Below are 24,518 nucleotides of genomic sequence, written 5' to 3' on the forward strand. Positions count from 1 at the left end.
ATGCAATACTACATAAGATTATTATTTGTTGTTTTTATAGCGAGTCAAACACAAGCTCAGCGTTTGTATCGTTTTAACGACAACGGAAAAACAGCTACTAAAGAATTTGATTTGGTAGACACCAAGCTTAATTTGAGTTTTAATTTTAATGATCAGACCGTAAATGGAGAAGCTTGGATTACCTTATCTCCACATTTTAAAAGCACCAATAAACTACAATTGGATGCTAAAAAGATGAATATTTACGAAGTTAAAAAAGGAAATCAAACTTTAAAGTTTTACAATACTGGTACCAAATTAAATATTGATCTTCCAAAAGTTTATACCAAGAATGATACTTTGACTTTATATATCAAATACAGAGGAAATCCTAACAAAGTAGAAAGTGAAGGTGGGATAGCAATTACCGACGACAAAGGTCTGTATTTTATCAATCCAAAAGGAGAAGATGCATCTAAGCCAACAGAAATATGGACACAAGGAGAACCTGAACAAAATAGCGTTTGGTTTCCAACTATTGATAAGCCAAATCAAAAATCAACCCAAGAAATTATTCTAACGGTTCCTGATAAATTTGTAACGCTTTCTAATGGGAAATTAATTTCTCAGAAAAAAAATGAAGATGGAACCAGAACAGATCATTGGAAACAAACCTTGCCACATGCTCCTTATTTGTTTTTTGTTGGGGTAGGAGATTTTGCAGTCATCAAACAAACTTGGAGAGGAAAAGAAGTTAATTTTTATGTAGAACCTTCTTATAAAGATACTGCAGAGGAATTGTTTAAAAATACTTCTAAAATGTTAACCTTTTTTTCAGACATCACGGGGGTAGAATACCCTTGGGACAAATACAGTCAAATGATTGTACGTGATTATGTGAGTGGTGCAATGGAAAATACAGGTGCAGTAATACATGCAGAACAAGCTATGTTGTCTAAAGGAGAGTTGTCTGAAAGAAATACTTGGGAATCTACCATTGCACATGAATTGTTTCATCATTGGTTTGGAGATTTAGTTACCACTGAAAGTTGGGCAAATATTACTGTGAATGAATCTTTTGCAAACTACTCGGAATATTTATGGTTGTACCATCAATATGGAAAAGACAGGGCAGATGAACATATGGATAAAGACAGAGGACAGTATATGAATCCTAATGCTTTGCAGGAAAATTATGAAAAACATTTGGTGCGTTATAATTACTCAAAAAAAGACGATGTTTTTGATGTGGTGAGTTATAACAAAGGAGGAATGATTCTTCATATGCTTAGAAATTATTTAGGAGATGATATTTTCTTTGCGGGACTTAAATTGTATTTAGAAAAAAACAAATTCAAATCAGCAGAAGCGCAACAATTACGTTTGGCTTTTGAAGAAGTAAGTGGAGAAGATTTGGTTTGGTTTTTTAGTCAATGGTATTATAGCAACGGACACCCAAAGTTAAAAGTGAGTTATGAGAATGATTTACTAAGTGATAAAGTAAAAGTAAAAATCACTCAATCTGGGAAAGAATTCGATTTTCCTGTAACCATTACTGTTTACGACGGAGATAATACCAAACAAGAATACAAAGTGTTTGTAGATGGAAAAGAAAAGATTTTTGAATTTCCATTTAAAAAAGAACCTAAATTGGTTAAGGTAAATTCTGATCATGTATTGTTGGCAGAAATTATAGAGCCTGAATTGACTACAGAACAATTGATTTATCAATATCAACATGCAAATCACTATGTAGATAAAATGAGTTCTTTAGAATTATTGAAAGACAAACAAGATGATAAAGATGTTTTTAAGCTGTTTGAAGAAGCTATTAAAGATCCGTATGAAACCATTCAAGCATATGCTTTAGAGAATATTAATTTGGCTGGTAGTTATGCCAAAAGAAGAACAATTTCTAAAATTACGGAATTGGCTAAAGATAAAAATCCTAATGTAGCAGCTGCAGCCATTTCAACTTTAGGGAAATTATTAGATAAAAAATACTTGTCCATCTTTATCCAGGGAATTGATAATATCTCTCCTAAAGTAAAAGGAAATAGTTTGTTAGCCATGTATTATATAGACAAGGATAGAGCGCAGAAATATGCAGAAGGATTGTCTGTAAACATTAAGAATTATATATATGTTCCTTTATTAAAAATATATTTAGAACAACGTAAACCCGAACAAGTAACGTTTGTTGCTAAGTATTTGTTGACTGGAATGTATTTGATTCAAGATGAAAAATTAAAGAAAAACTTTGAAGATGCTTTTGACTGGGTGGCAGCTACCGATAACGAAGAGGCTATTCAAATTATGGTTGATGATTTTGTTGAAAAAGGATTGAGGTATAGAAAATATAACTTTAATTACGAGTGTATTAGAGTTTTAAGAAAAGTAATTGCCAAGCAGCAAGAAGTAAATCATCCTAATAAAAATGCAATTCTATCTATTTTGGAGCAAGGAGTAAAGAAACTAGCTATAGAGTAGGTATAATTTATGAAGAGGTTTCGGAATACTCTTTAAAAGTTCCGTTTTTATAAAAGACAACAATTCTTTCTATGTCAGAAGGAGTTGTTGTTTTTTTTTGCTCATTATTTACAGTAGGGTTAGCTGTTGTATTTTCTTCAGTATTTGCAAATAAGCCCTGATTTATTTTGGTTGATTTATTTTCTTTGATAGGGAACTGTTCTTTTCCGTATAACAACCAATCTAACGATACTTCTTTATAAGTGTCTACAATCTTTAAAACAAATTCTAGGCTAGGTTTGTTTCTCCCAGAAAGTAAGTGAGAAATACTAGAACGCTGTACGCTAATTTCATCTGCAAACGTAGCTGCAGATAAATGATAATGCTCTAGTAATTTATGTAGTCTGTTAATGAATTCTTCTTGGTTTAACATTGTAAATTCTATTGAATAAAATTGATGTTTACAAATGTAATTAATTATTGTTTCTTATCATAATATATTTTAAAATCAGTTGGTTACAGATCGTATGTTAGTATAATAAACTTTAATTAAATTACAATAATAATCTCTTTTTTAGTGTTTTATATGTTTTTATGTGTTGCAAAATATAGATACGTAGTTTTGTTGAATTTAGTGTTTAGGAAATGTTTACAAAAGTATAATGAAATTCTGAGTAACGAATACTAGGGTTTACAAATGTAATTTACAATTGTAAACAAAAGGTTGTTTACTTTTGTAACATGAATAGATTAGATTTAGATACTTTAGAAAAATGGTACCTAAACAATTTCGAGGATAAATTGTTAGGTAGACGTATTGTTTTAGAAGATATAGAACCCATCATTAAGACTTTAAAAGCCCCTTTTGTGGTTCGTGAATTAGGAACTTCTGAAGCAAATAAAAATATATATCATATCACTTTAGGTACTGGACCAAAAAGAATATTATTATGGTCTCAGATGCATGGAAATGAAAGCACAGGAACCAAGGCTTTATTTGACATTTTTAAATATGTAGAAACTTATAAAGAGGATTCTTTTATTAAAGACTTATTAAATACATGTACTTTGATCTTTATTCCAATGTTGAATCCGGATGGAGCTACAAACTTTACCAGAGTAAACCAGAATGATGTTGATTTAAACAGAGATGCAGTAGATTTAAAAGCGAAAGAAAGTAATTTACTAAGAGCTGTTTTAAATGACTTTAATCCTCATTTTTGTTTTAACCTACACGACCAAAGAACCATATTTAACGTTGAAGGGTTTAAGAATCCGGCAACCATTTCTTTTTTAGCACCTTCTATAGATGAGCCTAGAACGTTAACAGAGGGTAGAAAAGAAACCATGGCTGCGATTGTGGCAATGAATGAAACCTTGCAAGAAATCATCCCTAATTACGTGGGAAGATATACAGATGAATTTTATCCAACAGCAACTGGAGACAACTTTCAAAAGCTAGGACACAATACTATTTTAATAGAAGCAGGACACTATCCTGGCGATTATGATAGAGATATTGTTAGAAAATTTAACTTCTATGCGATTTTAAGTGGTTTAAACTACTTAGTTTTTAATGAAAATTACACTCATTATGAGCCATATTTTGACATTCCTAACAATGGAAAACAAAATTATGACCTAATTTTAAGAAATTTTTTAGATGATCAAAACAAGCAGGTAGATATTGCTTTTCAGTATGAATATGAGGTAGTTAACAATCAATTAGTGTCTAAATTGGTAGAGTATCAAAGAGGTGATTTAAAAGAATTTAATGCTTATAATGAGTTTTAGTTTAAATATTTGTTAAGAATACTTATATTTATTTTGTAAAAAGAGAGAAAAACACTAGAATATTGTATTTTTGTCACTTAAATTTTTAGAAAGTAAAATACCTCAAATCCATGAAGAAACATCATTTAGACGAAATAGATCACCAAATATTAGATATGTTGATTGATAACGCAAGAACTCCTTTTACGGATATTGCTAAAAAATTATTAGTTTCAGCTGGTACCATTCATGTTCGTGTTAAGAAAATGGAAGACGAAGGAATCATTAAAGGTTCTACGCTAACATTGGATTATGAAAAAATGGATTACAATTTTATTGCACACGTAGGTTTGTATTTAGAAAGTAGTTCTAAAATTAGACAAGTATTAGCCGCTTTAGAAAACATTCCTAATGTAACAGTTGCATACATTACTGCAGGCAAATACAATATTTTCTGTAAGATTAGAGCAAAAGACACCAATCAAGCAAAAGACATTATCTTTTCTATAGACGATATAGATGGTGTTAGAAGAACGGAGACAATGATTTCTATGGAAGAAAGCATTAATGATAAAAAAAGAATGATGCACGCTATTTTTAAAGATTATTAATAGTAGTTTCATCGTAAGAAAACACCTTAGTGCCCTACTAAGGTGTTTTTTTATGTCCATTTTTAATGTATGATTTTAAAGCCTTATTATATCAATAAAGACATTTCTTATCAGTTTTCTTTTGCAATTCAAGACCTTGCAAAGGACTGGTCTTTGGTTCAACATTATAATTTATACTTAACAACTCCTTATTTAACGGCTATTGAAAACAGTAAAATACCGCATCTTGGTTTTTTGTATGTAGTGGTTTATCAAAAAGAAGTTCCGGTAGGGCTAATGTATTTTCAAAGTATAGAAATTACCAATGGTTTTTATTTTCAAGACACTTTTCCTCATGAAATAAAGAAAAGAATCACCACCAAAATGTTAAAAAGCCTTTGTGGGAATTTAATGGTATGTGGTAATTTTTTTGCTACAGGAGAAAATGGGTTTGTTATGCATCAAGAAATTTCTACAGAAGTAGTTTATGAGGTGGTTAAAGATTTAAAAACGGCTTTAAAACAAACAGGAACCTCTATAGGCTTAAGTTTTATCTTGTTTAAAGAATTTTGGAAAAATCAACAACTGGCCATTCAGCAAACCTTGCATAAAAAATATCATTCTTTTGAAATTGATGTAAACATGGTTTTAGAAATGGACAATACTTGGCATACGTTTCAGGAGTATTTATCGTCCATGACGACCAAATATAGAACTAGGGCAAAAAGTGTTTATAAAAAGACTATTGAGATAAAAGAACGTGAATTATCGGCAGCAGACATTAAAGCGGCTAAATCGTCTATACATAATTTGTATGTATCTGTAGTGAAAACAGCGAGTTTTAACATGGTAAAGTTTACGGAGGATAATTTTTATCAATTTAAAAAAGAACTTAAGGATGATTTTGTGTTTAGAGGATATTTTTTAGAGGATACTTTAGTTGCTTTTAGCACAGCTTGTCTTACAGATGGTTGTTTAGATGCCAATTATGTAGGAATTGATTATAAAATAAATGAAAGTTTGCCTTTGTATCAACGCATTTTGTACGATTACGTTCAATTAGCCATTACCAACAAGGTAAAAGAACTAAGGTTGGGAAGAACGGCTGAGCTTATAAAAAGTAGCTTAGGAGCCAAACCTGTAAGGATGCAGCTATATATAAAACACAATAATAAAATGGTAAACACTTTAATGAAACCCTTGATAAAAAAAGTAAAGCCAAGTGTGTACGAATTAAGAAGTCCTTTTAAAAAAGATCAAAAAGCATAAAAAAAACCTCGGAGGAAACTCCGAGGTTTTTTGTGAAATTGAGTGTTTAGGTAAATTGACAAATAATTCCGCCCATCAATCCAAGTGATATTGCCCAGTATCCCGTATGTATCATTACATATTTAAAAGATTTTCTTTCAAACAAAGCATTAATTCCAATAATAGGCAAGGCTAGTAAAATAGCATTGATCATTCCGTGCAAAGCTCCATGTTTAAAAGTTCTAAAGTTTTGTCCGTAGTTGGCCATAAATTCACTAGTGTAAGCAAAAAGATCAGAATTAGGATCATTTAAACCTGGTTCGCTCATCAAAATAGAGAAAAACCCAAATTGATGGATCACAATTGGGGTTAAAGCCACCGAAATAAACAAACTAAGCAAATAACACCACAAAAAAATCATAGGATTTGGTTTTTCTATTTTTTCGGGATTGATATTGGATTCTTTCATCCAAGCGGTTCCCAAAACTTTAGGATGATACCAAATAAAACCAATAAATAAAGGAACTACAGCAGTAATTAATAATATAATTAGGTTAAAATTCATGATTATAGTTTTTAAAGTTTAGTACTCTAAATATAAGAATTTAATCAATCAGGTTTGTGAAACTATTCTAAATACGGGATCTATAGCGAAAAAACAGGGTTTAAATTTCGTAAAACTTTAAAAACTGCGTAGTTTTGCAAAACTCAAAAAGACCATATGGAAGTAGAAATAAAGAAAACAAGTACTAATAAGAAGGAATTATACGACTATCAAAAAGAAAACATCAATAATGTTTTTGATAAAATAGAAAACAAACCTTCTAATTACAACTTGGTTTTTCAGTTGCCTACAGGAGGAGGGAAGACTGTTATTTTTTCTGAAATAGCCAGAAGATTTATTAAGGAAAAGCAGAAAAAAGTATTGATTTTAACTCACAGAATTGAGTTGAGTAGTCAAACTTCTAAAATGCTTGATGAATTTGGGGTGACTAACAAAGTAATTACCAGTGATGTAAAATCTTTGGACGATCAAAATGATTTTATGTGTTTTGTGGCGATGGTAGAAACGCTTAAAAACAGATTAAACGATGATTTGTTAGATATGAAAGATGTGAGCATGGTTATTATTGATGAGGCTCACTACAATTCTTTCCGTAAACTTTTTAAGTATTTTCAAGACTGTTTTATTTTAGGAGTTACGGCAACGCCTTTGAGTTCTAACATAAAACTTCCTATGAATGAAATTTATGATGAATTGTTGGTAGGAGAACCTATTAGTACTTTGATAGAAAGAGGTTTCTTGGCAAAAGCTACTACTTATACTTATGATGTTGCTTTGGGAGGTTTAAAAGTGGGGATTAATGGAGATTATACCGTAAAATCTTCAGATGATTTGTACACCAGTAATATCATGCAAGACAAGTTGTTACATGCTTATATAGAAAAATCATTAGGTAAAAAAACTTTGATTTTTAATAATGGTATTAGTACTTCTTGGCATGTATATGATACTTTTAAAGCTGCAGGATATGACAATATTCGTCATTTAGACAATACTTTTTCTAAGCAGGAGCGAAGTGAAATTTTAAGATGGTTTAAAAAAACACCTGATGCTATTTTAACTTCGGTAAGTATTTTAACTACTGGATTTGATGAGCCAAGTGTAGACACCATTATTTTAAACAGAGCTACAAAATCTATCACTTTGTACTACCAAATGATTGGTCGTGGATCTCGTGTGTTTAAAAACAAAAAAACATTTAATGTAATTGATTTAGGAAACAACGCGGCTCGTTTTGGGTTGTGGAGTGCACCTATTAACTGGAAACGTATTTTTAAATCGCCAGATTATTATTTAGACAACTTAATCAATGATGAAGAAATAGAACGTCAGTTTGTATATGACATGCCTAAAGAGATTCGTGAAAAGTTTAAAAACACAGAAGACATTACTTTTAAGGTAAAAGAACATTATGACAATGCTATTAAAAGAGGAATTAAATCTAAAGTAGTGTTAGATAAATCTGTAGCACAACACGCACAAATGTGTTATGAAAATGCAGAAGATGTTTTTGAGGCTCGTGATTTGGCCATTTTATTAGATGATGATATTAAAGACCGAATTAAAAAATACTCTCATTACATGATTAAAAGTACCAAAAACTACATCATGTGGTTAGAAGAAGATTATAAGCGTAAGCTAAATACAGAGATTAATATGAAGTTTAAAGAATAAAAATTTCATAAGATTTTAACATATAATTTTATTTATTAAGAAAAAAATAGATAATTTCACTTTACATAAATCAAACTAAAGAAAATTAAAATGAAGAAAATTTTTAGAAACGCGTTATTAGTATGTTTAAGCGCTAGTATGTTTGTTGGATGTTCTAGTATGAACAACACAACCAAAGGAGGATTATTAGGAACGGGAGCTGGAGCTGCTATTGGTGCTGGTATTGGAGCGTTAATTGGTGGTAAAAAAGGAGCTGCTATTGGTGCTATTGGTGGTGCTGCAGTAGGTGGAACTACAGGAGTTATTATTGGTAAAAAAATGGATAAGCAAGCTGAGGAATTAAGAAATTCTATTCCTGGAGCACAAGTATATAGAGTTGGTGAAGGAATTGATGTGGTTTTTGATAAAGATTCAGGAATTTATTTTGCTTCTAACAAATCTGAAATCAATGCTGATACTAAAAATGTTTTAACAAAATTGGCAGAAGTATTACAAAAGTATCCTGAAACCAATTTATTTGTAACAGGACATACAGATTCTGACGGTGCTGAGGAATACAACATGAAATTATCTTATGAAAGAGCCAATGCTGTTGCAGATTACTTAAAAGCATTAGGAGTTCCTGCTGATAGATTTACCGTTAAAGGTGAAGGAGAATTGTTACCAATTGCTGATAATTCTACTGCTGCTGGTAAAGCTAAAAACAGAAGAGTTGAATTAGCGATTATTGCTAACGAAACCATGATTAAACAAGCTGAAGAAGAAGCTAAAAATCAATAATACAAAAAGGACTGTAAAAACTACAGTCCTTTTCTTTGATATATTCTATTTAACATAATATAAATTATAACACAATATTAGTATCTAATATAATTTAAACTATAATAGATGCTATTGGTCCACTGTAATTAAATAACTTATTAAATTTAACCCGAGAATTAAATCTTAAATCACTTAATTCACTGTTTCTATAAAAATATATTCTTTCACCATTAATATCTTGTTTAATAAAACCAAAATAATTTTCAAGTTTTATAATTGTTCCTTCATAAATTTTAGGAATATTATTTATGGTAACAATACCTTGCTGTTTTTTCTTAAATCTTGAATCTAAAGGTGCGTCTTTTAAATATTCAAAATAATCCAAATACTCATCTTCTTCGAGTAAGTATAATGTTCTAGCATACCAAAATTGAGCATCATATCTCTTATCATTCTTAACAAAAGATTTTCTTAGATAATGCTTGAGATCTATGTAGTTTTCACTATTCTTTTTCATTAATAAAATAGCATACTTGAAATTTAAATCTTTACTATTAACGTTAATGTCAATTGATTCCTTTAGAATTATTAAAGCATTTTCAATATTATCGTTATCAATATAATAGTTAGATAATCTAATTGCTAAATATGGACTTCTCTTATTAACTTCAAAAGCAGACTTTAATGAAGCTAATGCTTTTGGAGAGTTATCTAATAGATTATTAAAACTAGCTTCAGCATCAAATAAAAAACTTTCATTTGGATAATTTTGCATTGCTTTTGCTAAAGTTTTTTCAAAATCTTGAATCTTTTTTTCTATTAAGCTTGAATTATTTTCTTCAAGAAATTTTTCTAATTCTAATATGTATATTTTTAATAAAGTATGATATGCGTGTACAATGTTTCTGTTTTTTTTATTACTTATTATATCCTGACATATATCTTTAGATGACTTCAATAAAGATTTAATCACTAAATTTTGTGAGTTATTCGTAGCTTTCCTTAACAAAAACTCTGCTTTAGAATGTGCAATAGAACTATTTTTTGGTTCAATTTCATGTGCTCTATTTAATAACATATTAGCTTTTTCTAAATCACCATCATTATGATTCATTTCAAAGATTGATTCTTGTTGCATTAAGGCTGCTTGTTCTCCTATATTTTCATATGCAATATTATAGAGTTCTCTTATTTTATTTGGATCTCTAAATACTTCCATTAGCTTTTTAGCATTTGTTAGAGCAATAAAAACTTGTTTATCACTGTCATAATCAATATCAAGTTTTGAAATAATACTTATATACTTTTCATATCGTGATTCTTGATCAATCAAAACCTGTTCAAAAACTAATTCAGCTATATGTTGATGTCTAGTCGTAAAAACATAATCATTTATAACATAGTTTCTGTGATGATATACAACAGATTCTAACGGTTTGAATAGTTTGTCTTGAAAATAAGAAAAATTAATTTCGTGTAATCTAGATATAATACCAGCTCTAGCATAAGCTCCAATTCTGTGAAAAATACAAATTGATAAATATAAACTTTGTGCTTCTTCACTAGGAATAGATTTAAACTCATTCATTACTATATCGGCAAATGGTTTACCTGCTGTAGCCTCATATAAAGCAACGAGTAGTTCTCTACCTGATCGTTCAGAAAGTGCATACCTCTGTTCTTCAATACTTTTACCTGTTAAATATCCTAAAGATTTATGTTTTTTAAGTAATACTATTAAATCATCAATCTCTTTATCATTTAGATATTGTAATGTATAATCTTGGATTAAAAAAGTATTCAACCTATCTCCTCCTACATTCCATACATTTGTTCTTTCTGAACAAATAATTGTAATTTGAATGTTGTCTTTTTTTGCCTTGTTTAAAAGATATTCAATATCATCTACTTTATCAACAACACCGTCAATAAATAAATATATCCTTTCCTTAACTAATTGATATAATTCTGCAAATCTATTATATTCTAAAGGTACATCGGATTTATAATATAGACATAGTTTCTCAAAAGTTATTGCTGCATCCCAAGCAAGTCTATGCATTAATACTGTTTTTCCAGAACCTGCATTACCTTTTATCAAAAATAATTCTTGTTTAACGCCCCTTTCATCTTCCTCAACCAAAAAGACATCAGATAAAATAGAATCTGTTACTTTTCTATTTACATCATAATTTTTTAAAATAGGATCCCAACCCTCAAAGTAACCTTTATAAAAAACTTTAGGTTCTGTGTCTTTTTCGGCTAGGTTTGTGTGTAAATATGTTACGTCTCTATTTATAAACTCTATTAAACCTTCAGTTGGTTCACTAACGTTTGCTTGAAATTTTGCCATTATTGGATGAGAGAAATCTTCTCTCACAATACTACTTAATATTCTCTCATTTTCAGTAATACTTTTATCAAGCTCATCTATAAAACTCTTAAAAGAAAGTTTAATTGAAGATATTTTTTTTGAATCCCAAAATCTAGATTCTTCTTCTGTAATATTGGGACCGATCATGTAAGATCGAGGTCTAGCGTCTCCCTTTTTATTAAGTTCTTTTAGAGTAGATCTTATATCTAAATCAGCAAAACTAAAACCTACATATAATATTGAATATTCGAAAGAGCTTTCTTTTAAACGTCCAAATAATCGATCTCTTTCATCAAGATGATCTACATATTGATCTGGTGTTAATATAAGAGGCAATTTTTCATCTGTTATATCTGTAATAGAACCATGTAGTTTGTTATACATAACGGAATTTGGAATACTCATTTTATCTTGTATTCGTTCACCGTTTTTAATAAATGTTGCAAGAACTTGTTGCCTATTTCTTACTTTATCATATGAATCTTCAATTAATAAATCGTAATTCGTTGTATAAATTGAATGCCACTTGTATAAAGGTATTCTTAAATGATGGTCTCCAGGTTTAAATTGTCTAAAAATGTCAGAAACAAACTTTTGAACTGTAAATAAATCTGTTTCACTTATGGCTAATTCTGAAACATACTGTAAATCTCTATCCAAATAATTTGGACCTAAAAACTTTTCACTAATTAAATTTGCTAATTGATTACCACTTGGTGGTTTGTCACCATTAGGATGTTTAGAATCAAACGCAGCTCCAGCTCCTAAAAACAATATTACTTTTCCTTCCTTAATTTTATCTAAAAGGGCTTTAGGTATTTTTGATTCGTACATGTTTTAATATTATCGATAATTTCAAATTTAGTGAAATAATATAGTTTTTACTCATCGAAACTTAACTTTCAAATAAATACTCTAAAATAGTTATTCTCCTCCCGGTAAACAGTGTTGTCTTAAATAATTAGTATACAAAGTTTGTAAATGTTCACTTGTCCCTGCTCCTTCTGAAATGGAATGAGAACGGTTTGGGTAGGCCATTAACTGAAATTGCTTGTTGTGTTTAACCAATTCATTAATCAACATTTCGGCATTATTATAATGTACATTGTCATCGCCTGTTCCGTGTATGTATAATAAGTTTCCTTCTAAGTTTTTAGCGTGTGTAATTGGAGATCCATCAATAAAATCTTGTATATTTTCTTGTGGCAATCCCATATAACGTTCTTGGTAAATATTGTCATAGGTCAGTTGGTTTCCCACTGCAGCAATGGCAATTCCAGTTTGGTAAATTTTAGGGTATTTAAACAACAAGTTTAAAGTGGTAGAACCTCCTCCACTCCAACCCCAAACGGCTACACGTTTGGCATCTACAAAATCCCAGGTTAATACTTCTTTGGCAGCCATGGCTTGGTCAGAAATGTTTAATTTTCCTATATTTCTGTAAATGGCTTTTCGCCAAGCACGTCCTTTGGGTGCTGGGGTTCCTCGGTTGTCTATAGACATATAAATATAACCATCATCGGCCATGTTTCCTTTATACAATCGGTTCCCTCCTACACCATATTGGTCTTTTACATTGGCTCCCCAAGGTTCTGCATAAACCATAAAAACAACAGGATATTTTTTAGAAGTATCAAAGTTGGTAGGTTTTATCATCCAACCATCCATTTCAGTACCATCTGCAATGGTTACTTTAAAAAACTCAACCTTTTTTTCTACTTGTGCCGCTGCTACTTTAGCTTTAAAAGAAGTGTTATTATCTGTAGAAATATGGTTTGGTAAGCTAATGAATTCTGCTACCGGTTTTGTATGCGTATTGCTAAAACTATGAAATGCATATTTTCCTGTAGGAGATACTGAATAATTATGAGTCCCCTCAAAATCTAAAGGGGTTACTCTTTTGGCTTTTCCTTTTCCATTTAATTTTGTTTTGTACAAATATTTTTGAGTAGCATTGTTTGGAGAGGCATAAAAATAGACCAAGTTTTTTTGTTCGTTTACCGCCAATACATCCATTACATCGTAATCTCCTTTGGTAATACAAGTTACTTTTCCTGTGGTACTAATTCTGTACAAATGTCTCCAACCATCTTTTTCACTAAACCACAAAAACTCTTTGTTGTTATTAATCCATAGAAATTTGTGACGATAGGTTAAGCCATAAGAATTTTCCCATACACTTAAAACATCAATCCAAGCAGCATCTTTTTCATCATAAATTTGTTTTGTTGTATTGGTAATAACGTTGCAGTTTAAAATTTTGCTTTCGTTTTGTTTACGATTTAATTGTTGTATAAATAAGTTTGTTGGTGAGTTCCATTCGATACGCGGTAAATAATGCTGACTAGGATCTCCTGCAATATTTAACCATGTAAGGTTTTTACTGTCTATTTCAATCACTCCTATTTTGGCAGGAGATGGAGTTTGTCCTGCTGTTGGATATTCTACTGGAATCACTTTGGAATACACATCATCAGTAAGATTAATCATGTTGTAATCACGTATTTCTCTTGCATCAATTTGCCAAAAAGCAATACGATTGCTATCTGGACTCCACTGAAAACCATCTCTACACGCAAATTCTTCTTCGTAAGCCCAATCAAAAGTTCCGTTAATTAACTTTCTGTTTCCATCAGTTGTTAAGGCAGTTTCTGTTTGTGTATCGACATCTTCCACGTACAAATTAAACTCACTTACATAGGCTACTTTGCTAGCATCTGGTGATAGTTTTGCAAAACGAAGCGAAGAAGCGGGTCTGTTTTTTCCTATTTGAAAAAGGGATTTTGTGTTTAAGTCTAACAACCAATAATCTCCTTCTGTGTCTAATCTCCAAACTTTTTTAGTATTGGTGTAAAGAAGTATTTTTTGGTGATCTTTAGAAAAACTAAAGTCTCTAATGTTAAGAGGTGTACCATTGTTTGGCGTAATCATTTCTGCAGTAACCAAAACCTGTTTGGTGTTGCTAGGAAGTGTGGTTTTTGTAATTTGATTTTGTTCTACTCTGTAGAAAGAGTTTCCATCTTTAGACCAATTAATTTGTTGTGCATCACTAAATTTTATAATGACTAAAAATAGGATTGTAAACAGAAGGTTTTCTTTTTTTAACATCGTTAGATTTTATAATTAACTTTTTTTTTGAATGGATGAAGTTAACTTTTTTTGGAATAAAACATGTTGTTATCACAGATAGAATATTTATGGTTTTTAATCATGTTTTCTACTGTTTTAGAGATGACATCATAAAAAAAACGTAAGAAATCTATCAAATATTGGGTTGATTTTTTAACCATCAAATCTTGCCATTCATAAACCCAAGCTCCTATTTAATTGTATCTTTGTTTTTTTTAATAAGAAATTATCTTTTTTATGCCTTTCAAAAAATTACATGCCGATATCAAAGAAGTATTACAAAATCTAGAAATCACTACTCCTACCGATTTTCAAAAGACCAGTATTCCTGTTATTAAAAGTGGAACCAGTGTTTATTGTACGGCTCCTAAAGATGAAGGAAAAACCACTACTTTGATTTTAACAACCATGCATAAATTAAAATGTGAGGAAGTTGGTAATATTCCAAGAGCTTTGGTATTGGTAGAAAATAATGACAAAGCGCTGGATTTGTATCAATCTTTTTTAAAATATACCAAACAGACTTCTTTACGTGTGTATGTAGCCAATGAAAAAGAACACATAGATTTGTTAAAATCAGAGATTTTTGAAGGAGTTGATATTTTGATTGCAACACCACAACTTATAGCTAAGTTACTGATGACTTATGGTGTAAACCTATCTGAATTAAAGATTTTTAACATAGATGATGCGGAGTTTTTATCGCAAACCAATGCTTACAATGCGGTGTTGTCTATCACCCAAAGCATTAGCAAATGCCAATATGTATTGTACTCCGAAAAAAGAAACCCTAATTTAAAACGATTGGAATCTTATTTTATGGAATATGCCAACGTAATTAGTGTTTAAACGTTATACATTTTAACCTTTCCTATTTCTTTGCATCTTTCTGATGATGAAAAATATGATTAAAATTAAAATAGGTCCACCTAAATACAGAATGATTTCCAAGGGATTAGAAAAATCAAGTGCTTCGTTATCATCTGGATGTGGAATTTCCGAAGGAATTTGCAATAAAATTAACTTTGTAAGTAATAGCATTTTTTATTTTTTTTTAAGATTACAGATTCTTTAAGTTAAGAAAAAATAGAGGCTTTAAAAAATGTTTTTTAGCTTATGGAAATATTAAAATGTAATAACATTTGATTATTTCTTTTATAAAAAGGCAACTAGGCCTTGTAATAGTGCATTGTTTTAAATGAAAATACTTAAATTTGGTACAACCATTTGTGTTTAAAGTGCTGATTGGTAAAATAAAACACAATTAGTTTTGCTAAAATTATTACATGTCTATATTACTACCTAGTACTCAAAAATTTATTTTAAAATTTAGACAAAGGCTTATGTATTACCGTGATGGTTTTTATATTATGCCTTACATTGCTAATTCTCCTAAAGCAACACTAAATAGTTTAGAATCAATGCCTTTTATAAAGAACTATCCTGATCAGAATATGATGAGTTCTAATAATCCCTTTTTTAATGGCGATTTTCATTATCAAGAATTGGAAGAAGGTTTATGGCTTTTAGTTTCTAACATAAAATTTAAAAAGAATGTAAGTTACGATTTGATTTATGACAAATCCATCCCCGCTAGTTATTACACACTTAGTTACTATATTCATAAAAATAAAATAAAATCAACGCCTTCATTAATTGACAATAAAGTTAATATAGATAAGTCATGGATTCTTTTTAAACCTGGTGCCAAAGCGATCAATGCACATTTTGCTGGTTCTGAATCTATTTTTTTAACCATCAACTTTTCAGAAAGCTGGATGGAAAAAAATGCCAGTTCAAGTGATTTATTTATTGATGAGAAATTAAAAAAATGGTTAAAATCAGAAGATGAATGTTTGATTTTACCTGAGCTTTTTAATGGTTCCAATCATGTATCACAGCCTGTGTTAGATAGTATTTTATTCAAAGGAAATAAAGGAGTAATAGATGTTTTAAAATTAAAAATTCAATCACTTGAGTTGATTTCTTTTTTCATAAAAAAAATGAAAGAGACAGGTGGAAATAATAGACATTATATTCCTATAAACCAAAATAGAAGAAAAATTATCAAAGCAGAAAAACGAATATGTGATGCTATTTTTCAAGATTTTCCGGGAGTTGAAGAAATTGCTTCTTATGTTGGAATGTCTCAAACCAAACTCAAAGCTGATTTTAAAAACACATATGGAAAGACGTTGTTTAAGTATTACCAATACAAACAAATGGAAACGGCCAGAAATATGTTGATGAAAGAACCTAATTTAAAAATAACCTATATCGCTAATGTTTTAGGTTATGCCAATGTTAGTAAATTTTCGTCTGCTTTTAGAAATTGTTTTGGGTATTTACCTTCTGAAATGAATATAGAAAGTGAGTCCTAATTAAAGTTTATGACTGTTTTTTTATCATTAATATTCTTATTAACAGGTGTTTAATATGTCTTTTAAGGATATACTTTTGTCTTATTGGAGCTGTTTTGTCTATTTTTTTTAAATAATTTTATTCTTATAGGTAGTTTTTTGAAAACCTGTAAAGTAAGAATATTAATAAATAATTTATATCAAAATGGCAGCAATTAGTATTACTTTAAATCAAGCTACAAATACTTTTTCTATTACATTAGACAAATGGGAATGGACAGGGTTAACTGTAAATGGGACTTCAGTTCCCTCTTCTCAAGGAGATATTCAATTTGAATTTAATCAAGCTTCTCCAGGAAACATACATTTTGTAGCTACAGCTAATCAATACATTGATCTTGTTAATCCAGGGAACACAATGTATATTAAAGGTGTAGAAAATGACACTTATATGTGTGTAATTAGTTATCAAGAAACGGCAAATCCCAAAGTCATTACTTTATATGGAATATTAGCGGTTATACCTGCTCCTGTTCCAGGTGCTGTAAATGGGCCTATAACTTTTTCTCAAGGTAGAATGACAGGAAGTTTTCAAACCATCAATAAAAATATAAACCCTAACACTTCATTAGTAGGAACAAAATGGAGATTATCTATGAATCAACAAGGAACAGAAGTTAATGTTAATATAGCATTTGATGATTCAGGAAAATGTAGTTACGGTCCATATAATTGTAGCTATACTCAAACAGAGTCGAGTTTTATTATATTAAATCCTCACGATTCAAGCCAAGTAACTAAAATTTCGGGGACTTTTAACATTAGTAATGGAACAGGTGAAGGAATGTTAACAAACGAATTTAATCACCAACCGATTGGTTTAAAAATACCTTTTACTTTAAAAAAACTTTAATTTTTTAAGATAAGATAGATATAAAACATCTATTCAAATTACAACAAAAAACCAGATGATTAATCATCTGGTTTTTTTATAAAGAATAATATCTGAAAATTATTTTATTTCTTCTCTTCCATCAATATGAATGGCAAAACGACCTTTTTCTTTGGCATGTGTTTGCTCTTGTTCTGGCCAAGGCCAACCACCAAATTGTGTGGTTTGATATTCGTGAAAAGCTTCTTGAATTTCGGCATCTGTATTCATTACAAAAGGTCCGTATTGAACCACAGGCTCGTTTAATGGTTTTCCTTGTAACACTAATAAAAATGCTTCCTTACTTCCATTCTGAATGCTTATAGCTTCCTCAGGATTTACTTCAATAATACTTTCTTTAGGAATTTTGTTTTCTTCTATAACTAGATGATCTCCTTGGTAAAAGTAAAGTGTTTTATGCACTCCTTTTACTGTACTTGCAGGTAACGTAAACGTAGCATTTGCTTCCATTTTAATAGTCAACACCTCTACTCCATTGGCCGGATTCGCAGCCCAAGAATCTGGTGTAGTATCTGGAGCTTGGGTTCCTTTATAATTTCCAGCAATCACATCAATAAAGGTTTTGTTTCCAAGATCATCTGTTTCTGTTATTACAGGAATCATGTCTTTCCAAAGCATTTTAAAATGTGGCTCTACCAACTTGCTTACTTTTGGCAGATTTAGCCAAATTTGAAAAATTTCTAAAGGATTTTTTTTGTCTTGATGAATTAAAGGAAACATTTCAGAGTGTAAAATTCCTTTTCCTGCGGTCATCCATTGTACATCTCCTTCTCCAAAACGTCCTGCTCCACCCAAGGAATCCGTATGATCTACAAAACCTTCTTTGTTAATGGTAATGGTTTCAAAACCTTTGTGCGGATGGTATGGAAAACCAGGAACTCTACGTCCGTGATACATTCTAAATCCATCTTTAATCACAAAATCTTGTCCTATATTTCTCCCTATAAATTCTTTTTTAGGCATTCCCATCTGTTCATCTCCTGCTGGAAAATCATCTTTGTGATAAGCACAAAACAAGAAAGGATCTTTTGTTTCCCATGGAAATCCTAAAGGTTTTATATTTTTTATTTTTGTCATACTCATGATATATTTTTTAATTGTTGTTTATACAACAATAGTCCTAATTAAAGATACAAACTTACAACTATCATACAAATTCTAAAGGAATAAAGCAGGGGATTTATTAATTTCTATGATGTTTTAAGGCTAATGAGTTCATATCCTTATTTTCTAAATGTTTGTTTTCTTGAGGGAAAAACAAGGTATTAATCATTGCTTTTCCAAAGGAAGTCGTAGTTAAAATATTTTTAGACTTTTTCAATAATGGAAAAAAGGGTCTTAATAAGACATAAATTATATTGTACCAAAACGTTTTTGAGCTAATTCCTTTTTCTGGTAAAATGGCTCCTAAACGAATCATGTAAGCATCTTTAAACCCTTTGTTTAAAATGTAGTTTTCGGTTTTACCCTTTACCCTAGCCCACATAACATTCCCTTTTTCGGTACTGTCTGTGCCTTTACCAGAAACATAATTCACCACCATGTTCGGATTGGTTTGATACAAAACATCTGTCAGTTTTTTAGTGTACTCAAAGGTAACTTTTGAGAATTCCTCTTCATTTAAACCTATAGAAGAAATTCCCATACAATGAAAACAAGCATCATAGCCATTCATTTCATTTTTAATACTTTCAACCTCTGAAAAATCTTTTAAAATGACTTCATGAATTTTATCATCTTTTAATTCTAAAGAACGTCTGTTAATCAGTAATATTTTCTCAATATCAACACTTTCTAAACATTCATACAAAACGGCTTTTCCTACCATTCCTGTACTTCCTGTAATAATTACTTTTTTCATGTATGTATTTTCTAGAAATTATTGCACCTCTTTGGTAGTCTTTTTTTTGATTTCTCCACGGTAGCTAATAGGCGATCTAGAAGTACTATTGATGAAAATATCACCTTGAAGGTTTGGAAACAATCTTATAGAAATAGTAAAGCTTTCTGAGCTGCTTTCACTTTTTGCATTAAAGTTAATTAGGTAAGAATCATCTTTTCTTTTAGTGACTTTGTAATCTTTCATCAAACCTTTCAACTTAATAGCGCTATCTCCTCCTCCATAGTTTACATTCATTTGGCGTTCCCCATAAAAAGGTAAATGAGAAGAGATACTATCACCAGCAATGGTTAAAAAGTTAGAATTTCCTGTTAAACTAACACTTCCTGCACTACTGCCAGGAGGCATTATTCCGGAGTTCATTACTTGCTGCAAGGCATTGGTTACTTGTGGTCGTGCCCAATTTGAAATAATAGTCAAGTTTTGTTCTAAAACCAAACTATCTAATGTATTTATCTGTGTTTGTAGACTTGCTTTTTTGGGAGTACTACAAGATACAATAGCAACCATTAAAAGGAAGCTTACTGTTAAAAATTTTAGTTTTCTCATACTTAAATATACAAAATGTCATTTGATTATAAAATCAAAAAAAGCACCTTTGTCCCATGTTGTAAAACAATAGGATCTAAAGGTGCAAAACTCAAATATAAAAGGGTATAAACTTATATTGTAAGTGTTTGTATTTTATCTTCTTTGGTATATTGAATGGTAAAACTTAAACTTGTTAAATCAGCTTTTAAGAGTGCAGTTTCTTTATTATTTGTCCATTGAATATTGATTTCATTAGTAGTAGTATTCATTATCTCTACCGTTCCTAAAAAGGCTTTGTGAGTATTTCTTAATTGAATTAGTTTCAGTTGATTTAATACAACCTCTTTTTTCAATCCATTTTTAATATCCTCTAGACTTAAAGTAGTACGATTGATTTCTTTATGACTATCCTTCCCTCCTTTTTCTACAGCATCATAATCATTCGTTCCAGCAAAAACATCTAAATACCAAACTTGTGGCGTTCCAGGCATAAACAATTGAATAGCTCTGGCTAACAACATCTTCTGATCATTTTCACCTAAAGCGCTGTAAAATGTTGCATTTACCTGATAGTATGATATTTTTTTCCCTTCAGCATCATATAAGTTTTTAACTCGTCCTCCTCTATCCATAATAGTGGTCATAATGGTTTCTATGTCACTATCTTCCAAAAGGCCTTTGTTGTAAACATGGTTTACTTCTTTTCCTTTAAGGTCTAAGACTGGAATTCCGTCATGACAACCTAACATATTTACTGTTCTGTATCCCTTTTTTACAATTTCTTTTGCCCAAGTAAGTAAAGCCTTGCTGTTGGCTTTTTCAATGGTATGAATGGTCAATCCAGGTAAGAAAAAATCATAAATTTGATAATCTTTGCTGGCTACTTCTTCATGTAATCCCAATCCATATTCAGCATGAATCTCTGGTAACAATGTCAAATTGTTTTTTTGAGCTATTTGCTTAATTCTATCCAAATAATCCCAAGTTCCAGGTTCGTTAAAAAAGTTAGTTTGTCCAATTTCTTTGTGTAAATAAGCAAAGGCATCTAATCGTAAAATTTTACATCCGTAGTCACTTAGTTTTTTTAAAGTTTCTTCATAAAACTCCCACACCAATGGAGAATTAGCATTCACATCCATTTGTCCTAAATAAGAACGATTTTTGGTCACAACTTTTAAAACTTGTGCTTTAAATTGATTGAGATCTCCCAAATCAATTTCAGAAACCTCCTTATTTTGATCAATGGCTTTGTTTACAATTTCACAAATTTCTTGTGCTTGTTGGATGTCTAAATTCCATACATTTTCTAAATCTTTTACCTTAATGGATTGATAACTAATTTTTTGATAAAAAGTATTCCAATAAGGTTTTTCAGTGCCATCAGGAAAACGAACGTTTAAAATTGGTAGTCCTGATTTTCGCATAAAAAGCTTGTCTAAATGCTCTTTGTTAGGAATTACTACTCCGTCATTTCCCATGACTCCTTCACCTTCCCAAAAGGCATTCCAGTCAATAAAAAAGTCTTTGTATTTTGAGGCTTTTCCGTGTTTTAATAAATCTTTAAACTGCGGAGAAGCTACAGATAAGTGATTTAAAACAATATCAAACTTTAAAGAGATATTCAGATTTTCTAAAGCTTCTAAATCATTTTTAGAAACCAATTCTTGGTTAATATCATAATCTATAATAGAAAACCCTCTATCTAAATCACTATTAAAAAAGGTAGGTAATATATAAAATAATGAAAATGTACTTTTAAACTCTGGCAGTTTAAGCATGCTAATCATGTCCTGTAGGTTGTTTCCAACACTATCAGGATAAGCGTTTAACATAACTCCGTTGATATTTTGATTGATTTCTTTTTTCATGTTGATTTTTTTTAAAGCTGAATATTTTCAGGTAAACCACCGATGTTTTGTAATTTGATGGCTGCTACTTTTAAGCCTGTTTTTAAACATGCTTGCAAAGGTTGTTGCTGAATGTAACTGGTTAAAAATCCAGACCAAAATGCATCTCCAGCTCCTGTAGCATCCTCTACTTTTTCTATTTTAACAGCAGGTAATTGAATGGTTTCCTTTCCTTGTTGAGACAAAATAACTCCATTACTTCCTAAGGTTAAACAAATAGTCTCTACGCCCATTTGATGAAAGAAATCAAAAATTTCTTGGTGACTCAATGTTTTGTTAAAAAGTCTAAATACATCATCTTCACTTACTTTTACCAAAGGATTGTATTGACAGTATTCTTTTACCACTTCTAAAACCTCTCTTTCGCTATCCCAAATTTTTTCTGAATAGTTAATATCTATACTTAATTGGCAACCCAACTCATAAGCTTTTTTGGCTTTGGTTAAGATAGTTGTTTGTGCAATGTCTTTACTCAACGCAAAACAAGTGGTGTGATATATTTTAGTGTTTAATAGGGTTTCTTTAGTAATTTGAGACTCATAAATACAATAATCTGCCTCTCTATAAGGAATAAAATCAGGGGTTCCTTCTGTTCTAGAAACAAAAATGACACTGGTTGATTTGTTTTTTAATTGATGAACAAACTGAGTATCAATATTGTTTTTTTGTAAGTTCTCCATCACAAACTCTCCCAATCCATCCTTTCCTACACTGGCTACCAATGCAGTGTTTAAACCTAGCCTAGAACAATAAGCGGCCACGTTGGTAGGAGATCCTCCTAAATACCTGTGATAATCTTTGGTTTGATTTATTTGTACGTTAGATTGATGTCCGATGAAATCAATCAGTACCTCTCCAACACAAAGAATATCTATGTTTTTTATGTTAGTTTTCATATTTTCTGAATTAATGATGACTTGCAACAATTTTGTGATCTGTTGCTTTTTTAGCTTTCATAAACAGTGTAATTACAGCACTTATTAATAACAAGACTCCTGCAAATGTGATGGCTTGACGAGGATCGTTGTCTAAAAAGTTTTTTAAAATATATCCGAATGATAGATTTTGAATAATCATAGGAATTACAATCATCATGTTAATGATTCCCATATAAACCCCATAACGTTCTTTTGGAATGTCTGCAACAACCATTAAATAAGGAATTCCCATCATACTAGCCCATCCAATTCCAAAACCAGTAATGGCAAAGAACAATAAGTTTTTATCCTCAATATGTGGAAAAGCAATAAACCCTGCTGCTGCCAATATCAAACAAACCATATGGACTGTTTTGGCACTATATTTTTTAGCATAACCCACTAATATAAAAGCGACTAAGAATGTAACAATGTTATACCATCCGTTTACCAAACCTGTCCAACTCACCGCTTCTTCATAAGCTTCTGGATTGCTTTTTGGTGTGGCATTCCAAACAGACAAGGCAATACTTTTTGATGAATTTTGCCAATAACAAAACAATGCATACCATTGAAATAAGTAAACCAATGCCAGGTGCCACATAATTTTAGGCATGCTTCCTATGGCTGAAAATATTTCAATTAATGGTTGCAGAACACTTCTTTTTTCTGCTCTCATTTTAGCTAATTCTTCTGGAGTAGGCGGAATTTCTTTAGTGGTTTTAATACTCCATAATACAGAACCTATAGAACAAACTGCTCCTAAAAAGAAAGAGGCATATACCCATGTTGGTAATGATCCTGTTTTTCCTATAAATATCATGGGAAAAATAAATAAAGATAAATTTGCCAATGTTTGTCCAAAACCTGTAAAAAAGCTTTGCATTTGAAACCCTAAAGGTTGTTGTTCTTCATCTAATTTATCAGCAATAAAAGCTCTATAAGGCTCCATTGCAGTGTTGTTTCCTGCATCTAAAATCCATAACAAACCTGCAGCCATCCATAAAGAACTACTATATGGAAATGCAATTAAAGCAAGACTACACATCAAAGCTCCAATTAAAAAATAAGGTTTTCTACGTCCAAACCTTGGAGACCAAGTTTTATCACTTAAAGCACCAATTAAAGGTTGTACTAACAAACCTGTAACAGGTCCTGCTAAGTTTAATAAAGGAATTTCATCTGGACTAGCTCCTAAAAAATCGTAAATAGGATTTACGGCACTTTGTTGCAATCCAAAACTATATTGAATTCCAAAAAAACCAACATTCATATTTAGTATTTGCCAGAAACTTAATTTTACTTTATGGAACATCACTTTTGGTTTTTATGAATTAAGACTTAGGTTTTTTGTTTTATAAAGAGCTGATGTTTTGTGATTACACCAG

20 protein-coding genes are annotated in these 24,518 nt (G+C 30.7%); 9 read left to right on the top strand and 11 right to left on the bottom strand.

Annotation, left to right across the window (positions count from 1 at the left end):
• Complete coding sequence (locus tag BUB70_RS04435) at positions 1–2,469, top strand: M1 family metallopeptidase (protein ID WP_073118757.1); 2,469 nt, start codon at positions 1–3, stop codon at positions 2,467–2,469.
• 7 nt (positions 2,470–2,476) lie between these two features.
• Here the strand turns inward: BUB70_RS04435 and BUB70_RS04440 are convergent, their stop codons facing one another.
• Positions 2,477–2,881 carry a helix-turn-helix transcriptional regulator gene (locus BUB70_RS04440; RefSeq protein ID WP_073118759.1) on the bottom strand — a complete coding sequence of 135 codons (405 nt, stop codon included), beginning with the start codon at positions 2,879–2,881 and terminating at the stop codon, positions 2,477–2,479.
• Between the two features lie 308 nt (positions 2,882–3,189).
• Here BUB70_RS04440 and BUB70_RS04445 point away from each other — a divergent pair, with 308 nt between their 5' ends.
• The 3 genes from BUB70_RS04445 (at position 3,190) to BUB70_RS04455 (ending at position 6,080) form a co-directional block, all read left to right on the top strand.
• Positions 3,190–4,242 carry a M14 family zinc carboxypeptidase gene (locus BUB70_RS04445; RefSeq protein ID WP_073118761.1) on the top strand — a complete coding sequence of 351 codons (1,053 nt, stop codon included), beginning with the start codon at positions 3,190–3,192 and terminating at the stop codon, positions 4,240–4,242.
• Positions 4,243–4,352: 110 nt separating this feature from the next.
• On the top strand, positions 4,353–4,832 hold the full coding sequence (locus tag BUB70_RS04450) for an Lrp/AsnC family transcriptional regulator (protein ID WP_073118763.1): 480 nt from the start codon (positions 4,353–4,355) through the stop codon (positions 4,830–4,832).
• Between the two features lie 69 nt (positions 4,833–4,901).
• Positions 4,902–6,080, top strand: coding sequence for a hypothetical protein (locus tag BUB70_RS04455; protein WP_073118765.1), 1,179 nt, complete (start codon positions 4,902–4,904; stop codon positions 6,078–6,080).
• Between the two features lie 46 nt (positions 6,081–6,126).
• Here the strand turns inward: BUB70_RS04455 and BUB70_RS04460 are convergent, their stop codons facing one another.
• Positions 6,127–6,624 carry a DUF1761 domain-containing protein gene (locus BUB70_RS04460; protein ID WP_073118767.1) on the bottom strand — a complete coding sequence of 166 codons (498 nt, stop codon included), beginning with the start codon at positions 6,622–6,624 and terminating at the stop codon, positions 6,127–6,129.
• Positions 6,625–6,780: 156 nt separating this feature from the next.
• On the opposite strand from BUB70_RS04460, the gene BUB70_RS04465 reads away from it, so the two are divergent.
• The gene (locus BUB70_RS04465; RefSeq protein ID WP_073118769.1) at positions 6,781–8,298 is read left to right on the top strand and encodes a DEAD/DEAH box helicase; all 1,518 of its coding nucleotides are present in this window, start codon (positions 6,781–6,783) and stop codon (positions 8,296–8,298) included.
• Positions 8,299–8,388: 90 nt separating this feature from the next.
• Positions 8,389–9,078: a YiaD family glycine zipper/OmpA-like lipoprotein gene (locus tag BUB70_RS04470; protein WP_073118771.1), complete on the top strand. Its 690-nt coding sequence runs from the start codon at positions 8,389–8,391 to the stop codon at positions 9,076–9,078.
• A 94-nt stretch (positions 9,079–9,172) separates the two neighbouring features.
• Here the strand turns inward: BUB70_RS04470 and BUB70_RS04475 are convergent, their stop codons facing one another.
• Both BUB70_RS04475 and BUB70_RS04480 read right to left on the bottom strand, forming a co-directional pair.
• Complete coding sequence (locus BUB70_RS04475; RefSeq protein ID WP_073118773.1) at positions 9,173–12,268, bottom strand: SIR2 family NAD-dependent protein deacylase; 3,096 nt, start codon at positions 12,266–12,268, stop codon at positions 9,173–9,175.
• A 90-nt stretch (positions 12,269–12,358) separates the two neighbouring features.
• Positions 12,359–14,542, bottom strand: a complete 2,184-nt coding sequence (locus tag BUB70_RS04480; protein WP_073118775.1) for a S9 family peptidase — start codon at positions 14,540–14,542, stop codon at positions 12,359–12,361.
• Between the two features lie 258 nt (positions 14,543–14,800).
• On the opposite strand from BUB70_RS04480, the gene BUB70_RS04485 reads away from it, so the two are divergent.
• A complete protein-coding gene (locus BUB70_RS04485) occupies positions 14,801–15,412 on the top strand; it encodes a DEAD/DEAH box helicase (RefSeq protein WP_073118777.1) in 612 nt (203 codons plus the stop codon).
• Between the two features lie 12 nt (positions 15,413–15,424).
• On the opposite strand, the gene BUB70_RS14025 is transcribed toward BUB70_RS04485, so the two are convergent.
• Positions 15,425–15,604 (bottom strand): hypothetical protein, encoded by a 180-nt coding sequence (locus tag BUB70_RS14025; protein ID WP_073118779.1) that lies wholly within the window; start codon positions 15,602–15,604, stop codon positions 15,425–15,427.
• A gap of 245 nt (positions 15,605–15,849) precedes the next feature.
• On the opposite strand from BUB70_RS14025, the gene BUB70_RS04495 reads away from it, so the two are divergent.
• Positions 15,850–16,944 (top strand): helix-turn-helix transcriptional regulator, encoded by a 1,095-nt coding sequence (locus tag BUB70_RS04495; RefSeq protein WP_073118781.1) that lies wholly within the window; start codon positions 15,850–15,852, stop codon positions 16,942–16,944.
• Positions 16,945–17,128: 184 nt separating this feature from the next.
• Complete coding sequence (locus tag BUB70_RS04500; RefSeq protein WP_073118783.1) at positions 17,129–17,836, top strand: hypothetical protein; 708 nt, start codon at positions 17,129–17,131, stop codon at positions 17,834–17,836.
• A gap of 99 nt (positions 17,837–17,935) precedes the next feature.
• Here the strand turns inward: BUB70_RS04500 and BUB70_RS04505 are convergent, their stop codons facing one another.
• The 6 genes from BUB70_RS04505 to BUB70_RS04530 all read right to left on the bottom strand — a co-directional run bounded on the left by BUB70_RS04505 (position 17,936) and on the right by BUB70_RS04530 (position 24,445).
• Positions 17,936–18,952: a pirin family protein gene (locus BUB70_RS04505; protein ID WP_308691363.1), complete on the bottom strand. Its 1,017-nt coding sequence runs from the start codon at positions 18,950–18,952 to the stop codon at positions 17,936–17,938.
• A gap of 106 nt (positions 18,953–19,058) precedes the next feature.
• Positions 19,059–19,736, bottom strand: a complete 678-nt coding sequence (locus tag BUB70_RS04510) for an NAD-dependent epimerase/dehydratase family protein (protein WP_073118787.1) — start codon at positions 19,734–19,736, stop codon at positions 19,059–19,061.
• Positions 19,737–19,754: 18 nt separating this feature from the next.
• A complete protein-coding gene (locus BUB70_RS04515) occupies positions 19,755–20,324 on the bottom strand; it encodes a DUF4251 domain-containing protein (RefSeq protein WP_073118789.1) in 570 nt (189 codons plus the stop codon).
• A 113-nt stretch (positions 20,325–20,437) separates the two neighbouring features.
• Positions 20,438–22,174, bottom strand: coding sequence for an alpha-amylase family protein (locus tag BUB70_RS04520; RefSeq protein WP_073118792.1), 1,737 nt, complete (start codon positions 22,172–22,174; stop codon positions 20,438–20,440).
• 11 nt (positions 22,175–22,185) lie between these two features.
• Positions 22,186–23,109, bottom strand: a complete 924-nt coding sequence (locus BUB70_RS04525) for a carbohydrate kinase family protein (protein ID WP_073118794.1) — start codon at positions 23,107–23,109, stop codon at positions 22,186–22,188.
• 10 nt (positions 23,110–23,119) lie between these two features.
• Entirely contained in the window at positions 23,120–24,445 is a 1,326-nt protein-coding gene (locus tag BUB70_RS04530; RefSeq protein ID WP_073118796.1) for an MFS transporter, read from the bottom strand.
• Between the last annotated feature and the right edge of the window lie 73 nt (positions 24,446–24,518).

The sequence above is a fragment of the Wenyingzhuangia marina genome, from assembly GCF_900130035.1.
Lineage (GTDB): Bacteria > Bacteroidota > Bacteroidia > Flavobacteriales > Flavobacteriaceae > Wenyingzhuangia > Wenyingzhuangia marina.

Excerpts from the sequence above, each read along its gene's own strand:
- BUB70_RS04435 (WP_073118757.1), top strand. The coding sequence starts at position 1 with ATGCAATACTACATAAGATTATTATTTGTTGTTTTTATAGCGAGTCAA.
- BUB70_RS04460 (WP_073118767.1), bottom strand. The coding sequence starts at position 6,624 with ATGAATTTTAACCTAATTATATTATTAATTACTGCTGTAGTTCCTTTA.
- BUB70_RS04505 (WP_308691363.1), bottom strand. The coding sequence starts at position 18,952 with ATGACAAAAATAAAAAATATAAAACCTTTAGGATTTCCATGGGAAACA.
- BUB70_RS04480 (WP_073118775.1), bottom strand. The coding sequence starts at position 14,542 with ATGTTAAAAAAAGAAAACCTTCTGTTTACAATCCTATTTTTAGTCATT.
- BUB70_RS04515 (WP_073118789.1), bottom strand. The coding sequence starts at position 20,324 with ATGAGAAAACTAAAATTTTTAACAGTAAGCTTCCTTTTAATGGTTGCT.
- BUB70_RS14025 (WP_073118779.1), bottom strand. The coding sequence starts at position 15,604 with ATGCTATTACTTACAAAGTTAATTTTATTGCAAATTCCTTCGGAAATT.
- BUB70_RS04450 (WP_073118763.1), top strand. The coding sequence starts at position 4,353 with ATGAAGAAACATCATTTAGACGAAATAGATCACCAAATATTAGATATG.
- BUB70_RS04440 (WP_073118759.1), bottom strand. The coding sequence starts at position 2,881 with ATGTTAAACCAAGAAGAATTCATTAACAGACTACATAAATTACTAGAG.
- BUB70_RS04470 (WP_073118771.1), top strand. The coding sequence starts at position 8,389 with ATGAAGAAAATTTTTAGAAACGCGTTATTAGTATGTTTAAGCGCTAGT.
- BUB70_RS04455 (WP_073118765.1), top strand. The coding sequence starts at position 4,902 with ATGATTTTAAAGCCTTATTATATCAATAAAGACATTTCTTATCAGTTT.
- BUB70_RS04485 (WP_073118777.1), top strand. The coding sequence starts at position 14,801 with ATGCCTTTCAAAAAATTACATGCCGATATCAAAGAAGTATTACAAAAT.
- BUB70_RS04510 (WP_073118787.1), bottom strand. The coding sequence starts at position 19,736 with ATGAAAAAAGTAATTATTACAGGAAGTACAGGAATGGTAGGAAAAGCC.
- BUB70_RS04525 (WP_073118794.1), bottom strand. The coding sequence starts at position 23,109 with ATGAAAACTAACATAAAAAACATAGATATTCTTTGTGTTGGAGAGGTA.
- BUB70_RS04465 (WP_073118769.1), top strand. The coding sequence starts at position 6,781 with ATGGAAGTAGAAATAAAGAAAACAAGTACTAATAAGAAGGAATTATAC.
- BUB70_RS04475 (WP_073118773.1), bottom strand. The coding sequence starts at position 12,268 with ATGTACGAATCAAAAATACCTAAAGCCCTTTTAGATAAAATTAAGGAA.
- BUB70_RS04530 (WP_073118796.1), bottom strand. The coding sequence starts at position 24,445 with ATGTTCCATAAAGTAAAATTAAGTTTCTGGCAAATACTAAATATGAAT.
- BUB70_RS04520 (WP_073118792.1), bottom strand. The coding sequence starts at position 22,174 with ATGAAAAAAGAAATCAATCAAAATATCAACGGAGTTATGTTAAACGCT.
- BUB70_RS04500 (WP_073118783.1), top strand. The coding sequence starts at position 17,129 with ATGGCAGCAATTAGTATTACTTTAAATCAAGCTACAAATACTTTTTCT.
- BUB70_RS04445 (WP_073118761.1), top strand. The coding sequence starts at position 3,190 with ATGAATAGATTAGATTTAGATACTTTAGAAAAATGGTACCTAAACAAT.
- BUB70_RS04495 (WP_073118781.1), top strand. The coding sequence starts at position 15,850 with ATGTCTATATTACTACCTAGTACTCAAAAATTTATTTTAAAATTTAGA.